The following is a 13740-nucleotide window of genomic DNA, read 5'->3' as shown; positions in this document are numbered from 1 at the left end:
GCCCGTTCCGGTCAGTTGGAGGCCGCGGAGGCGGTCGCTGTCGGGGCGGCGCCCGTGGGCGGAGAACCGGTGGGCAGTGCCGGCGGGGTGCCGATGCCGCCCTGCGGCCTGATGCCGCCGGGGCCGGAGTCGGAGCCGCCGCGCGGCCCGCCGCCCGCGAAGGGCAGCAGGGTCGTGCTGGAGACGCCGATGCCCATGAACGCCAGGCCCAGCACGACGGCGTACCCGAGGGACAGAGCGCCGAGGAGGAGGCCGATCCGGCGCAGCATCTTGGAGCGGCGTCCGGAGTTGTCAACGAACACGGGTCCTTCGGCGGGCCCGTTACTACCGCGTTTGCGGCGGCGACCGCGCGTGTCCGCACGGCTTTCGGTGGCAGTCTCGGAATGCATTCCCCAGACGTTAAGGAGTCTTTATGTGATCGAGTCCGCACTTCTTGTGAGGCGCATATGGGAAACCCCTTAACCTGTCATTTCCCTGAGAGATTCCTCGAACGCCTGCGCAGGTCACCATGGAGGGAAGTGCGTCGAATGCCCAGTTCAGTTCGCCCGGTTGACCCGATTCGCGCAGTGCGGCCCATCGATTCTCTGTGCATCGACTGCCGCCTTGAACAACGGCTCCGTATGAGACGTTCTCCTTTCGAATGACCCCTTGTTTCGGGCCTGAGACGAACATCACGAGAGCGGATGCATGAAAAAAATGCGGGTATTCCTGAGGCCGACCGCCGGTCTCACGTGTCTGTTTGCCCTGGCCACCGCGGGGTGTTCCGACAGGTCCGAACCGGCCTCGTCGGCAGATACCTCGTACGCCCCGTACGTGAGCGCCACCGAGGCCTCGGACAACGACTCCGCGGGCTCGCCCTCGGTGTACAACCTCGCGTTCGTGATCGCCGACGGGAGTGACTGCGCGCCCTCCTGGAACGGCACGTCCGCGGTCGGCGACTCCTCGGTCACGTCCCGGATCAGCGCGCTGAAGGAGGACGGGGCTCAGGTCCGGGTCTCCTTCGGCGGGGCGTCCGGGAAGGAGCTGGCCGAGACCTGCTCCAGTGCGGCGAAGCTCGCGGCGGCCTACGGGAAGGCCCTGGACGCGGCCGGTTCCTCGCTCGCCGACTTCGACGTCGAGGGGGACGCGCTGGCCGACTCCGCCTCGGTGGATCTGCGGTCCGAGGCGATCGCGTTGCTCCAGGAGGAACGGAGCGATCTCGCCGTGACGTTCACGCTTCCCGTGATGCCGTCCGGGCTCGACGACGACGGTGTGGCACTGCTGGAGTCCGCGAACGACAACTCGGTCCAGGTGTCGACCGTCAACATCATGACGATGAACTACGGGGAGTCGTACGACGGGGACATGGGGGACTACGCGATCACCTCGGCGAAGGCGGCGCACCGTCAGTTGAAGGAGGTCTTCGGCACGTCCGACTCCACCGCGTGGCAGGGAATGGCGCTCACCTCGATGATCGGCACGAACGACGTGGACGGCGAGACGTTCACGTTGTCCGACGCGGCTCAGGTGCGGGAGTTCGCCGAGTCGAAGGAGGTGGCGTGGGTGTCGATGTGGTCGACGTTCCGGGACCAGGAGTGCGAGAAGGGGAACGCGGATGAGGATGACGCGTTGACCGACTGCAGTGGGGTTGCTCAGAGTTCGGGGGCGTTCGGGGAGGCGTTGGGCGGTTGAGTTTCGGGTGCGGATGCGTCGTGGCCGGTCGCGCAGTTCCCCGCGCCCCTGAACGTCTCACCTGCGCCGGTGCAGCAAGCGGCCCTTGATCACCGTTGCCACGCATGTCGTCAGGTCGGCCGTCTCGAAGACGGCGAAGGTCGCATCCGCGCCGGGAAGCAGCGGGGTCAGAGGGCCCTCCGGGAGGCTCTGTTCGATCGTCAGGCCCGACCTGTGGACGGCGTCGATCACCGCGGGACGGCTCAGCGGACCCACCACCGCCACCGTCCCGTGCGCCAGCATCCGCTGAACACCCCGCCGCGCACTCGCACCCCACCGGGCGTCGGTCATGCCCAGTGACTCCAGCGCCTCGCCCGAGACGGGCTCGCTGCCCAGGTCCTCACGCGGGTCCGGATGGTAGGCCTGCTCCAGGAGTTCCGGGCCGTGGGGGTTCACCAGGCCCGGGGTGAGAACTCCCGGCCAGCGGCGCACCCTCGTCGTCGGATGTGCGGCGGCCAGTTCCTCGTACACGTCCACGGCCGCGAGCCGCCGCCCCTCGACCAGTACCGCCCCACCGGGCAGCGGTGACTTTCCGCCGCCCGGGATCAGCAGGTCGGCGGTGTGGATCGTCAGCACGACAGGCCTAGTTGGACGTGAGGATCTTCAGCTCGGGATGCGCCGTGCCGCCCTCGATCGCCGTCGACGAGATGTGGGACACGATCCGCTTGTCGACGGGGTCGTTCGCCGGGTCGTCGTGGACGACGAGGTGTTCGTACGTCGTGGAGCGCTGGGCCGGGACGCGTCCCGCCGTACGGATCATGTCGATCATTTCCTGGAGGTTGGAGCGGTGCTTGGCACCGGCCGCCGAGACGACGTTCTCCTCCAGCATGATCGAGCCGAGGTCGTCGGCGCCGTAGTGCAGGGTCAGCTGGCCCGCGTCCTGGCCGGTGGTCAGCCAGGAGCCCTGGATGTGGGCGATGTTGTCCATGAAGAGCCGGGCGATCGCGATCATCCGCAGGTACTCGAAGATCGTGGCCTGGGTGCGGCCCTTCAGGTGGTTGTTCATCGGCTGGTAGAGGTACGGGATGAACGCCCGGAAGCCACCGGTGCGGTCCTGCACGTCACGGATCATCCGCAGGTGCTCGATGCGCTCGGCGTTGGTCTCGCCGGTGCCCATCAGCATGGTGGAGGTGGACTCCACGCCCAGCCGGTGCGCGGTCTCCATGATCTCCAGCCAGCGCTCGCCGGACTCCTTGAGCGGGGCGATGGCCTTGCGGGGACGCTCGGGGAGCAGCTCCGCGCCGGCGCCCGCGAACGAGTCGAGACCGGCCGCGTGAATGCGCGTGATGGCCTCCTCCACGCTCACCTCGGAGATCCGGGCCATGTGCTCGACCTCGGAGGCGCCCAGCGAGTGGATCACCAGCTGGGGGAACTCCTTCTTGATGGCGGCGAAGTGCTTCTCGTAGTACTCGACGCCGTAGTCCGGGTGGTGGCCGCCCTGGAACATGATCTGGGTGCCGCCGAGTTCGACGGTCTCCGCGCAGCGGCGCAGGATGTCGTCCAGGTCGCGGGTCCAGCCCTTGTCCTTGGCGGTGGGCGGGGCGTAGAAGGCGCAGAACTTGCACGCCGTGACGCACACGTTCGTGTAGTTGATGTTGCGCTCGATGATGTACGTCGCGATGTGCTCCGTGCCCGCGTACCGACGGCGGCGCACGGCGTCCGCGGCGGAGCCCAGCGCGTGCAGCGGGGCGTCGCGGTAGAGGTCGAGCGCCTCCTCGGGCGTGATGCGCCCACCCTCCGCGGCACGGTCGAGGACGGACTGAAGGTCGGCCTTCTCGCTCACCGGGGCGTGCCTTTCGTCAAGGGTTCGGACGGTCTCGGCCAGCCTACGCCAGCCCTGTGACGAGCCCGACCTCAGGCCGTGCGCCCCCGCTCTCAGGCCGTGCAGGCGCCGATCAGCAGTCCCGCGTACGCCCCCGCGATCAGGAACGGCCCGAACGGGATCGCCGTCCTGCGCCCGGCCTTCCCCGTCAGCACCAGGACACCGCCGTACAGCGCGCCGAGCAGGAAGCCGGCGAAGGTGCCGAGCAGCACGGTGTCCCAGCCGTACCAGCCGAGGACCGCCCCCGCGCCGAGCGCCAGTTTCACGTCGCCGAAGCCCATGCCACCGGGGTTGATGCGCCACAGCACGTAGTAGCCGGCGCCGAGCGCGAGGGTGCCCAGCGCGGCGTTCGGCCAGTTCCCGGTGTGCTCGGGCACGAGCGAGACCAGCCCGAGCAGGGTGAGCGCGACCGCCGCGAGGGGCAGCGTGAGCGGGTCGGGCAACCGGCGTACCCGCAGGTCGACGACGGCCAGCAGGACGCCCGCGGGAGCCAGCAGCAGCCAGACCCCGAGCTCCGGGCGGGTGCCGGTGGCCGCGGCGAGGGCGGCGCAGACGACGGCGGTGACGGTGGCGAGGAGCGGGGCGCCGGGGCCGTACGACTGCCGCGTGCCGCAGGTGCGGCAACGTGCCCGCCCGAGCCACCCGCCCAGGGGGTGCCCGCCGGGGCAGGTCCGCCGCCAGGGTTCCTCCGAGGGCACGGAGAACCGGTACGCCGGGCGCGGCAGCAGGGCGCCGGTCGCCGCTCCCCACAGCGCGGCGACGGCGATGAGCAGTGCGGTCACTCCCCGACCTTCGACATCCGTGCCTCGGGGTAGCCCTCGGCCGAGCTCTCCGAGGTGTACTTCAGGTCGTCGCCGGCCGGGGTGAGGCGGACCGTGTGGGCGATGGGGTTGCAGCCGGCGTGGTTGTCCTTCGCGCCGACGGCCGTGGTGACGAGCCCGGTGTCCGTGACCTGCTTCAGCGTGAGGATGTCGGTGCACTGGGCCCCGATCGGGTCGGTCTGCACCAGCCGGCCCAGCTCCTCGCCGACGGCCACCTTCTTGACGGTGATCCGGAAGGTCCCCATCGGCACGCTGCCGCCGAGTCCGCTGCCCTGGCCCTCCCAAGTGCCGAGGTAGCGGGCGGGGACCTTGGCCGCCCCGCTCGACGGCTCGCTCGACGCCTCGCTCGTCGTCCCGCCCGACGGCGACGGGGCGACCGAGGAGGACGCCGACGGTGCGGAGGCCGAGGGGGCGGACGTCGGCGCCGAAGAGTACGCGTCGCTGCCGGGCGGGGAACTCGCCGAGTCGTCGTCGCCCCGGCCCGGCAGCAGATCGAACAGGAACACCGACCCCACGGTCACCGCGGCCAGCGCCCCCGCGACGGCGAGCGCCACGGTGCAGCTCATCCGACGACCGCGACCGCCCTCCGCGGACGTGGAGGTGGCGGCCACGGAGACGGAGAGCCGGCCGGGACCGGCGCGCCGGTCGGAGGGCACGACCGTCTCGGGCGACGGGCCCGACTGCGGCACCGCGTCGCGGGGTTCGGGCACGAGCGGCGCGCCGGTGCCGTCCGGCGGTGTGATCGGGTGGGCCGCGGGCCCGAAGGCAGAGGCCGGTGGGGCGCCCGCGGACACGGCCGGCATCACCGGCGGCGGCCCGAACGCACCGATCGCCCCCACCGATCCCGACGCCTGCTCCGATCCCGTCTGCGACGCCCCCGCCGACCCCCCGCCCACCGAAGGGCTGCTGAACCCCACCGGCCCGGACGGCCGCTCGCCCGTCCCCTCCCCCGCCGCCTCAAGATTCAGCAGCTGTACGGCGCTGCGCCCCACCTGCTCGACCAGTGCCCCCGGCAGCCATCCCGCCGCCACCAGCCGAGCCGCGCCCTGGGGAGCCAGCCGCCGGGCCAGCTCGCCCGGAGTCGGGCGCTCCGGTGCCGACTTGACCAGGCAGGATTCCACGACGTCCCGCAACTCTCCGCTCAGCGGTCCGAGTTCGGGCTCCTCATGGACGACCTTGTAGAGGAGGGAGGCCGAGGAGTCCCCCGGGAACGGCGGCACTCCCGTCGCCGCGAACGCCAGTACCGCGCCCAGGGAGAAGACGTCCGCGGCCCCCGAGATGCCCTTGCTCAGGATCTGTTCGGGGGACATGTAGCCGGGTGAGCCGATGGAGACGCCGGTGGAGGTGAGGGACGCCGTGCCGTCCGTGGCGCGGGCGATGCCGAAGTCGATGAGGAGGGGGCCGTCGACGGTGAGCAGGACGTTGGAGGGCTTCACGTCCCGGTGGACCAGCCCCAGTTCGTGCACGGCCGCGAGCGCCTCGGCGAGGCCCGCCCCCAGCACGCGTACGGAATGCTCGGGCAGCGGACCCCCGTCCGCGACCGCCGTCGCCAGCGAGGGGCCCGCCGCGTAGCCCGTGGCGACCCACGGCACCGCCGCCTCAGGGTCGGCGTCGAGGACCGGCGCGGTCCAGGCCCCGCCCACTCGGCGCGCGGCGTCCACCTCGCGGCGGAAGCGGGCGCGGAACTCCTCGTCGAGCGCGAAGTGCGGGTGCACGATCTTGACCGCGACCGTGCGGCCCCCGGCGCTGCGGCCGAGATAGACCCGGCCCATGCCGCCGGAACCGAGCCGGCCGAGCAGCCGGTAGGGCCCCACGGCGGTGGGCTCGTCGACGCCGAGCGGCTGCATCCTGCCTCCCCCGTAAGTCCCCCGTTAGGTACGGATGCAGGTTACGGCTGAAGCAGTTCCACCTTCACGTCCCCGGGGAAACCCGTCGTCGGGCCCACCCGGCGCGCGAACTCCGTGACCGCCGCCAGTTGCGGGGCCCCGAAGCGGAAGTCCAGCGTGGTGAAGTACTTCTCCAGGACCTCCTCGTCGAAGGCCTCCCAGCGGGCCGCCTGCTCGGCGACCTTGCCGACCTCCTCCAGGGAGAGGTTCCGGGAGGCGAGGAAGGCCTCGTGGACCTTGCGGGTGATGACCGGCTCGCGCTCGAGATAGTCCCGGCGGGCGGCCCACACCGCGAAGACGAACGGCAGCCCGGTCCACTCCTTCCAGAGCGAGCCGAGGTCGTGGACCTGCAGGCCGAAACGCGGCCCGTCCAGGAGGTTCGCCCGCAGCGCCGCGTCTCCGATGAGTACGGCCGCCTCCGCCTCCTGCATCATCAGGCTGAGGTCGGGGGGGCAGGTGTAGTAGTCGGGCCGCACGCCGTAGCGCTCGGCGAGGAGGAGCTGGGCGAGGCGTACGGACGTGCGCGAGGTCGACCCGAGGGCCACCCTCGCTCCGTCGAGCTCGTCCAGCGGGACCTGCGAGACGATGACGCAGGACATGACCGGGCCGTCGCAGCCGACGGCGATGTCGGGGAAGGCGACCAGGTCGTCCGCGTTCTTGAGGAACTCGACGAGGGTGATGGGCCCGATGTCGAGATCTCCCTGCACCAGCTTCTCGCTGAGCTTCTCCGGGGTGTCCTTCGTGAGCTCGAAGTCGAGGAGCGTGCCCGTCCTCGCGAGCCCCCAGTACAGGGGCAGGCAGTTCAGGAACTGGATGTGGCCGACGCGCGGCCGGGTGCGAGAATTGTCCACATCGCGACACTAGACCCCCTGGGGTACGCTTCGGACTTCGGCCCTGGGGTCAACCGCCACGCGATCTTCAAACATCCGGGTGACGTGATCTTGGCCTCTATTGCTTTCGGCTGCCCGCGTGCTAGGCTCGCCGCAAGTTGCAGTTTGGTTTCCCTTGCAGTACAGAGCCTGCGGAGCATGTAACCGCGGGCTCTAGTCGTTTTCAGAAGTATGCAGTTGTGCGGCACTGTTTTCACACTTGCAGGTTCTGGAGCAGGGCAACCCTTTTGGGCCCAAGGAGGGCTTATGGCTACCGGAACCGTGAAGTGGTTCAACGCCGAAAAGGGCTTTGGCTTCATCGCCCAGGAGGGCGGCGGCCCCGACGTCTTCGTCCACTACTCCGCGATCAACGCGAGCGGCTTCCGTTCGCTGGAGGAGAACCAGCAGGTCTCCTTCGACGTGACCCAGGGCCCGAAGGGCCCGCAGGCGGAGAACGTCACCCCCGTCTGAGCGATCCCGTCTCATAGGCGCTCCAGCCTCTGATCCGGACCTGAATGCAGTACCCAAGGAGCCCCGCGCCGCACGGCAGCGGGGCTCCTGCCTTTTATGTGTGCTGCATGACCAGCACGAAGGTCGTGCCGGGCGCGAGTGCCTCGTACGAGTGGGCGATGTCCCCGCGGTAGGTCATGTAGTCACCGGGACCCAGCTCGGCCTCCTCCCCCGCCGGTCCGGCCGTCACCCTCCCGGAACTCACGATCAGATGCTCCACGGTCCCCGGAATGTGTGGCTCCGATTCACGCACCTCGCCCGGTTCGGCCCTTAGGTGGTAAATATCCCGGCGCGCCCCGGGCGGGCTGGCCGAGAGCAGGGTGGCTGCGAAGTCGGCCCGCTCCGAGGCGACGGTCGGCCCCTGCCCCGCCCTGACCACCCGCACCGAGGACACCGGCGGCTCCACGAGCGTGCTGAACGGCACCCCCAACGCCACCCCGAGTGCCCACAGCGTCTCCACGCTCGGGTTGCCGCTCGCGGCCTCCAGCTGGGACAGCGTGGACTTGGCGATTCCGGCGCGCTTGGCCAACTCGGAGAGGGAAAGGCCGGCGCGAGTGCGTTCACGGCGGAGCGCGGCGGCGATCCAGTTCAGAGGGCGTTCGGGCATGCTGTTCGCTCCATCGGTACGATCGTTCGCCTTGACGAACAGGACGTCTGGCGTCCAGTGTAGTGAACATGCGTACGGCAGAGCGAACGGCCTTGGTCCGTGACAGTGCGCTCGTGTGGCTCGCGAGCGGGGTGGTGGGCATCTCCTTCGGCGCGATCGCCGTCACCGGCGGGCTGCCGGTCTGGGTGCCGGTGGTGATGTCCCTGGTGGTGTACGCGGGCTCCGCCCAGTTCAGCGCGGTGGGGGTCCTGCTCGCCGGGGGCGGTCCGGTGGCCGCGGCGGTCACCGGGCTGCTCCTGAACACCCGTACGGCGGCCTACGGCCTGGCCGTCGCCGACCTCCTGGGCCCAGGCCGCGCCTCCCGCCTGCTGGGCGCACACCTCGTCACCGACGAAACGGTGGCCTTCGCCCTCGCCCAGCCCGACCCCGCCCGCCGCCGCGCCGCCTTCTGGATCTCCGGGCTCGGTCTGTTCGCCGTGTGGAACACGGGGGTCCTGCTGGGCGCGCTGGCGGGCAGCGCGCTGGGTGACACCGGCACCTACGGCCTGGACGCGGCCTTCCCCGCCGTCCTCGTCGCCCTGGTCCTGCCGACCCTGCGCACGGACGCGGCCGTACGACGTTCCGCGCTGCTCGGCGCCGCCCTCGCCCTGGCGGTCACCCCGGCGGTCCCGGCGGGGGTGCCGGTGCTGGTGGCGCTGGCCGGGCTGCTGGTCCACGGCAACAGGAGGCCGGTGTGAGCCCGACGGTCGCCATGATCCTGGCGCTGGCGGTCGGGACGTACGCCTTCCGGCTGGTCGGGCCGCTGCTGCACGGGCGGGTGGAACTGCCGGAGCGGGTGCGGGAGCTGCTGTCGGCGGGCGCGATCGTGCTGCTGGTGGCCCTGCTGGCGACGGGCGCGCTGACCGAGGGCGGCGGGTTCGCGGGGTGGGCGCGTCCGGCCGGGGTGCTGGTGGGGGCGGTGCTGGCGTGGCGCAGGGCGCCGTTCGTGGTGGTGGTGCTGGGGGCGGCGGCCACGACGGCGGTGCTGCGGGCGGCCGGGGTGGGGTGAGTGTCAGTGGGGGCCGTTAGGGTCCCCGGCCATGACCGACACCGACTTCGTGACCGCCACCCGCACCTTCTACGACGCCATCGCCGAGGACTACGCCGAGCGCTTCCGCGACGAGATCCCCGGCAAGCCGCTGGACCGGGCGGTGTTCGCCGCGTTCGCCGCACTGGTCGGCGAGGGCGAACCGGTGGCCGACCTGGGCTGCGGCCCCGGGCGGGTCACCGCACACCTCGCCTCCCTCGGCCTGTCCGTCTTCGGCCTCGACCTGTCGGAGTCGATGCTGGCGATCGCGCGCCGGGAGAACCCGGGGCTGCGGTTCGAGCAGGGCTCGATGCTGGAGCTCGCCCTGCCCGACGGTTCGCTCGCGGGCGCGGTGTCCTGGTACTCCTCCATCCACACCCCTGTGGAGGAACTCCCCTCCCTCTTCGCCGAGTTCCGGCGGGTCCTGGCCCCCGGCGGCCATCTGCTCCTCGCCTTCCAGATCGGCGACGAGCCCCGCCGCCACGAGAAGCCCTGGGGGCACCCGGTGACGCTGGACTTCCTGCGGCGGCAGCCGGACCGCATGAGCGAGCTGCTGACGGCGGCCGGGTTCGCGCCCGTCTCCCGGACGATCCGCGAACCCCACGACAACGAGACGACCCGCCAGGCCGCGCTGATCTTCCGGCGCGACTAGAGCACCCCGGCGAGATCCCGCGCCGCGATGTACCCGAAGGTCATCGCCGGGCCGATGGTCGAGCCCGCGCCCGCGTAACTGTGGCCCATGACGGCCGCGCTGGCGTTCCCGGCGGCGTAGAGGCCGGGGACGACGGAGCCGTCGGGGCGCAGGACGCGGGCGCGGGCGTCGGTCACCAGGCCGCCCTTGGTGCCCAGGTCTCCCGGGACGAGCCGGAAGGCGTAGTACGGGGGCAGCCAGAGCGGGGCCAGGCAGGAGTTCGGCAGGACCGAGGGGTCGGTGTAGTAGTGGTCGTAGGCGCTGTCACCGCGCCCGAAGTCCGTGTCGTCGCCCTTCAGGGCAAGGGAGTTGAAGCGGTCGACGGTGGCACGCAGGGCGGCGGCGGGGACGCCGATGGACGCGGCCAGGGCGTCGAGCGACCAGGCCTTGTGGGCGGCGCCGGAGCTGTACCAGTCGTCGGGGAGGACGAAGGTCGGCGCGATGTCCCTGAAGAGGTACCGGTTGCGGTAGTTCTGGTCCACGATCAGCCAGGACGGGATGTCGGGGTCGGTCGGGTTCCGGTCGTACATGGTGTGGACGACATCGCTGTAGGGGGCAGCCTCGTTGACGAACCGCCGGCCGGCCGCGTTGACGACGAGGCCGCCGGGGAGGGTGCGTTCGGCGAGGCAGAAGTAGGGCTCGTCGGGGAGCGGGATGGCCGGACCCCACCAGGCGTCGTCCATCAACGCCACGTCGGCGCCCAGCCGTTGCCCGGCCCGGATGCCGTCCCCCGTGTTCTCCTTCGCGCCGACGGTCCACTCCGTGCCGATGGGCTGCCGCTGGTACTGCGCCCGCATGGCCGCGTTGTGCTCGAAGCCGCCGGAGCCGACGATCACGCCCCGGCGGGCCCGGAAGAGACCGCCCGGGGTCACCGCTCCGGCGACCGCGCCGTTCTCGACGTACAGCTCGGTGAGGGGGGTGTTGAGACGGACGGGCACGTTCGCGTTCAGGAGGCCCTTGCGCAGGGCGGCCGCCAGTGACTGCCCCATGGTGAGCGGTGTCTGGCCGAGCAGGGCCGCCTTGGTGCCGCGTGCCAGGCATTCGGCGGCGACGGCGGCGCCCTTGAGGCTCACGGCGGACAGGGCCAGCCATTTGTAGTCGGCGCTGAAGACGACCAGGCCGGCGGGGACGTCGAGGTAGGGCGGGTTCAGGTGGGCGAGTTCGGCGCCGAGGAGCTTGCCGTCGAACTGGTCGGGTTCGATGGAGCGGCCGCCCGGCAGTCCGCCCGGCAGCTCGGGGTAGTAGTCGCTGTACCCCTCCATCCAGCGGAACCGCAGCGGGCTGTTGGCCATGACGAAGGAGATCATCGCGGGGCCGTGCGTGAGGAAGGCCCGCTGGCGGGCGACGGGGACGTCAGGGCCGACGACGGCGGCGAGGTAGGCGGCCGCCTTGGCGGGGGTGTCCGGGACACCGGCGGCGAGGATGACGGGGTTGTTCGGAATCCAGATCCCGGCGCCGGACCGGGCGGCGGACCCGCCGAAGGTCGGCGCCTTCTCCAGCACCACGGTGCTGAGCCCCTGCTTCACGGCGGTGAGCGCGGCGGTCATGCCGGCCGCGCCGGAACCGATGACGACGACGTCGTACGTCCCGATCGTCGGCAGGTCGGCGGCGCTCGCGCCGTGTTGCACCCCGGCGGCGACGGCCGCCCCGGCACCGGCGGCCAGCAGGTGTCTTCGGGTCACGCTCATGGTCGGGTCCCCCCTGCGGTTGGTATGGACGAAGAGGTCCGGAACGTCGCGCGGGGCTCTTGAGAAGTCAAGACGCGTGCGGTGTGCTCCGCGGGGAGCCGGGTGCGTGCGGATGTCCTCGAAGTGCCGCCCGGCGACCGCGGGTTCCCTCCGCCGCCCATCTGGACGCGGTCTGCGCGCGCTGTCGCCGTCGGCGCGGGCGTTCGCGGACACCGTGACGGATACTGCCGAACCCCGGTTCCTCACGATTGATCCGCTTTTTCTGCAATGCCTTGGGAAAATCATGGAACGGGCCATGGAACCCACGCACCGCATCCACCGTCACGCCCACACAGGCGGATTGACACAAAGGACCCAATCGGGACCCCGTCAGAACGGTGCAGCGCCCAGAATACTTTGATTTCTCTTGGCCATTCGACGAATACGTCTTGGCGGTTGCCAGGAATCCGTCACGGATGCGGCCTGCCCCCCTGTTACGTTCTGCGTCGCCCGCGATCACAGCGCCCCCACAGGCGGCGCACGTCGGGCTGGGGGAGAGGAAACGATGAAGCACGTACGCATGCGTGTGAAGGCTTCCGCGACCGTGCTCGCCGCCACCGCGGCCCTGCTGGTCACCGCGGTGCCCGCTCATGCCGGAACCTTCAAAGTGACGTCCAACTGCGATGTTCCATGGGTCAGTTGCTCCGACGAGCCCGAGCTCTGGGAGATGTACAACTCGAAGGCGCTCTCGGTCTCGGGCGGCAGCTACACCACGAGCTGGGCCGAGTTCTGGGGCGATGTCTACGACTACGACGGCACCAGTGAGTACCAGGGTTCGACTCTGGAGACCTACCGGTACATCTTCAACAGCAACGGCAGCGGCTCCGCACAGTACGTCAAGAACAACGCCGGCTCCATGCAGAACTGCTCCGAGGTGAACAACTACCGGGTCTATTTCAACTCGGGTTACGGCGGGCATTCGCAGTACATCCCGCACCGCGACGCGTACGCCGACTGCGTCTGGTACGACCTCGATTCCACGCTGAAGAACAACGAGGCCTCCCAGCACTTCGCCTGAATTCCACCCGGTCGAAAGGTACGTGTCCGATGCCCTTCCGCAGGACAGCCGCGGCGACAGCCGTCGTCGCCGCCACCGCAGCCCTCATCACTTCCTGCTCCGCAGGCAAACCCGGTTCCGCGGCCGCCGAGCCGCAGACGAGACCGGTCGCCAACTCCTCCTCCAGCGTGGACAAGAGCAACTGGCCCGAGGCCACTCCCACCGCCGGTCTCGCCAAGGGGCTCTCCCTGCCCCTGGAGGCCTACATGGAGACCTACCAGGACACCGTCGCTCTCGACGACGCCGAACGGCACCTGGAGACCCAGTGTCTGGCCGACTACGGCCTTCACGTCACGTTCCCGCCGGCGGGCCAGACCCCGCCGCCCAGCGCGGACGACTCCAACATGCCCCGCCGCTACGGCATCACCGACCGGGCGCTGGCGGAGAAGTACGGCTACGGACTGCCCGACGGCCTCCAGCACCAGGAGGGCACCAAGATGCCCGAGCTGACGAAGGACCAGACAGAGGTCCTCACCGGCCGCACGAGCATCCGCCACAGCCCCACCGACCCGGCCCCCGGGAAGGCCCCCTCCACCTACCAGGGCAAGGCGATCCACCAGGACGGCTGCGCCGGCTGGGCCGCCGACCAACTCGGAACCCGGGACATGGACTTCTCACTGGTGTCGCAGCTCGACGGGGAGAGCCTCACGCAGTCCCAGCAGACGCCCGCCGTGCAGAAGGCCATCGCCGCCTGGTCGACGTGCATGAAGGGCGACGGCTACACCGTCGACACCCCCTACCACGCCGACCAGATCGTCCCCCACACCGACGGCAGCCCCTCCAAGGAGGAAATCGCCGTCGCCGTCGCCGACATCGACTGCAAGAAGAGCACCGACCTCGTGAAGATCTGGTTCACCGAGGACTCCAGGATCCAGGAACAGCAGATCAAGGACCACCAGAACGCACTCGACGCCCTCCGTACCCGCCGTACCCAGGCGGTCGGTTCCGCCCAGAAGGCCCTGAAGGACTGAGCC

Annotated in this window: 15 protein-coding genes; 7 read left to right on the top strand and 8 right to left on the bottom strand. The window is 70.6% G+C overall.

The genetic code is table 11. The features are described 5' to 3' along the window. Nucleotides 1–11: 11 nt before the first annotated feature. Nucleotides 12–302 (bottom strand): hypothetical protein, encoded by a 291-nt coding sequence (locus IOD14_RS03570; protein ID WP_249125818.1) that lies wholly within the window; start codon nt 300–302, stop codon nt 12–14. A gap of 394 nt (nt 303–696) precedes the next feature. Between IOD14_RS03570 and IOD14_RS03565 the strand changes: the two genes are divergently transcribed. Next, complete coding sequence (locus tag IOD14_RS03565) at nt 697–1671, top strand: chitinase (RefSeq protein WP_212669630.1); 975 nt, start codon at nt 697–699, stop codon at nt 1669–1671. 57 nt (nt 1672–1728) lie between these two features. Here IOD14_RS03565 and IOD14_RS03560 read toward each other — a convergent pair whose 3' ends face one another. From IOD14_RS03560 to IOD14_RS03540, 5 genes are all read right to left on the bottom strand, one after another. Continuing rightward, nucleotides 1729–2286 carry a hypothetical protein gene (locus IOD14_RS03560; protein WP_212669629.1) on the bottom strand — a complete coding sequence of 186 codons (558 nt, stop codon included), beginning with the start codon at nt 2284–2286 and terminating at the stop codon, nt 1729–1731. A 7-nt stretch (nt 2287–2293) separates the two neighbouring features. Next, entirely contained in the window at nt 2294–3493 is a 1200-nt protein-coding gene (gene mqnC / locus IOD14_RS03555; protein WP_123991012.1) for a cyclic dehypoxanthinyl futalosine synthase, read from the bottom strand. 92 nt (nt 3494–3585) lie between these two features. Beyond that, the gene (locus tag IOD14_RS03550) at nt 3586–4314 is read right to left on the bottom strand and encodes an A24 family peptidase (RefSeq protein ID WP_123991011.1); all 729 of its coding nucleotides are present in this window, start codon (nt 4312–4314) and stop codon (nt 3586–3588) included. Beyond that, nucleotides 4311–6200, bottom strand: coding sequence for a serine/threonine-protein kinase (locus IOD14_RS03545; protein WP_212669628.1), 1890 nt, complete (start codon nt 6198–6200; stop codon nt 4311–4313). The genes IOD14_RS03550 and IOD14_RS03545 overlap by 4 nt, the downstream gene beginning before the upstream one ends. Nucleotides 6201–6241: 41 nt before the next feature. Then, nucleotides 6242–7090 (bottom strand): menaquinone biosynthesis protein, encoded by an 849-nt coding sequence (locus tag IOD14_RS03540; RefSeq protein WP_123991009.1) that lies wholly within the window; start codon nt 7088–7090, stop codon nt 6242–6244. A gap of 285 nt (nt 7091–7375) precedes the next feature. Between IOD14_RS03540 and IOD14_RS03535 the strand changes: the two genes are divergently transcribed. Then, nucleotides 7376–7579, top strand: coding sequence for a cold-shock protein (locus tag IOD14_RS03535; protein WP_003992177.1), 204 nt, complete (start codon nt 7376–7378; stop codon nt 7577–7579). A gap of 94 nt (nt 7580–7673) precedes the next feature. Here the strand turns inward: IOD14_RS03535 and IOD14_RS03530 are convergent, their stop codons facing one another. Further along, nucleotides 7674–8225, bottom strand: coding sequence for an XRE family transcriptional regulator (locus IOD14_RS03530; protein WP_123991007.1), 552 nt, complete (start codon nt 8223–8225; stop codon nt 7674–7676). 68 nt (nt 8226–8293) lie between these two features. On the opposite strand from IOD14_RS03530, the gene IOD14_RS03525 reads away from it, so the two are divergent. Genes IOD14_RS03525 through IOD14_RS03515 form a run of 3 tightly spaced genes read left to right on the top strand, consistent with a single transcriptional unit; the run spans nt 8294 to nt 9943 of the window. Continuing rightward, on the top strand, nt 8294–8962 hold the full coding sequence (locus tag IOD14_RS03525; RefSeq protein ID WP_212669627.1) for an AzlC family ABC transporter permease: 669 nt from the start codon (nt 8294–8296) through the stop codon (nt 8960–8962). Continuing rightward, nucleotides 8959–9273 carry an AzlD domain-containing protein gene (locus IOD14_RS03520; protein ID WP_123991005.1) on the top strand — a complete coding sequence of 105 codons (315 nt, stop codon included), beginning with the start codon at nt 8959–8961 and terminating at the stop codon, nt 9271–9273. Before IOD14_RS03525 ends, IOD14_RS03520 begins: the two co-directional genes overlap by 4 nt. Nucleotides 9274–9304: 31 nt before the next feature. Further along, the gene (locus IOD14_RS03515; protein ID WP_123991004.1) at nt 9305–9943 is read left to right on the top strand and encodes a class I SAM-dependent methyltransferase; all 639 of its coding nucleotides are present in this window, start codon (nt 9305–9307) and stop codon (nt 9941–9943) included. Here the strand turns inward: IOD14_RS03515 and kstD are convergent. Beyond that, nucleotides 9940–11670 carry a 3-oxosteroid 1-dehydrogenase gene (kstD, locus tag IOD14_RS03510; protein WP_212669626.1) on the bottom strand — a complete coding sequence of 577 codons (1731 nt, stop codon included), beginning with the start codon at nt 11668–11670 and terminating at the stop codon, nt 9940–9942. The genes IOD14_RS03515 and kstD overlap by 4 nt on opposite strands. A 544-nt stretch (nt 11671–12214) precedes the next feature. Between kstD and IOD14_RS03505 the strand changes: the two genes are divergently transcribed. Together IOD14_RS03505 and IOD14_RS03500 are read left to right on the top strand one after the other, a co-directional pair. Continuing rightward, entirely contained in the window at nt 12215–12727 is a 513-nt protein-coding gene (locus tag IOD14_RS03505; RefSeq protein WP_123991000.1) for a hypothetical protein, read from the top strand. Between the two features lie 29 nt (nt 12728–12756). Beyond that, complete coding sequence (locus tag IOD14_RS03500; protein WP_212669625.1) at nt 12757–13737, top strand: hypothetical protein; 981 nt, start codon at nt 12757–12759, stop codon at nt 13735–13737. The last annotated feature ends 3 nt before the right edge of the window (nt 13738–13740 follow it).

Origin of the sequence: Streptomyces sp. A2-16 (assembly GCF_018128905.1) — a bacterium.
Lineage (GTDB): Bacteria > Actinomycetota > Actinomycetes > Streptomycetales > Streptomycetaceae > Streptomyces.
This window is presented reverse-complemented; position numbering and strand designations above follow the sequence as displayed.

Excerpts from the sequence above, each read along its gene's own strand:
- IOD14_RS03565 (WP_212669630.1), top strand. The coding sequence starts at position 697 with ATGCGGGTATTCCTGAGGCCGACCGCCGGTCTCACGTGTCTGTTTGCC.
- IOD14_RS03545 (WP_212669628.1), bottom strand. The coding sequence starts at position 6,200 with ATGCAGCCGCTCGGCGTCGACGAGCCCACCGCCGTGGGGCCCTACCGG.
- IOD14_RS03535 (WP_003992177.1), top strand. The coding sequence starts at position 7,376 with ATGGCTACCGGAACCGTGAAGTGGTTCAACGCCGAAAAGGGCTTTGGC.
- IOD14_RS03530 (WP_123991007.1), bottom strand. The coding sequence starts at position 8,225 with ATGCCCGAACGCCCTCTGAACTGGATCGCCGCCGCGCTCCGCCGTGAA.
- IOD14_RS03525 (WP_212669627.1), top strand. The coding sequence starts at position 8,294 with ATGCGTACGGCAGAGCGAACGGCCTTGGTCCGTGACAGTGCGCTCGTG.
- IOD14_RS03515 (WP_123991004.1), top strand. The coding sequence starts at position 9,305 with ATGACCGACACCGACTTCGTGACCGCCACCCGCACCTTCTACGACGCC.
- kstD (WP_212669626.1), bottom strand. The coding sequence starts at position 11,670 with ATGAGCGTGACCCGAAGACACCTGCTGGCCGCCGGTGCCGGGGCGGCC.
- IOD14_RS03505 (WP_123991000.1), top strand. The coding sequence starts at position 12,215 with ATGAAGCACGTACGCATGCGTGTGAAGGCTTCCGCGACCGTGCTCGCC.
- IOD14_RS03500 (WP_212669625.1), top strand. The coding sequence starts at position 12,757 with ATGCCCTTCCGCAGGACAGCCGCGGCGACAGCCGTCGTCGCCGCCACC.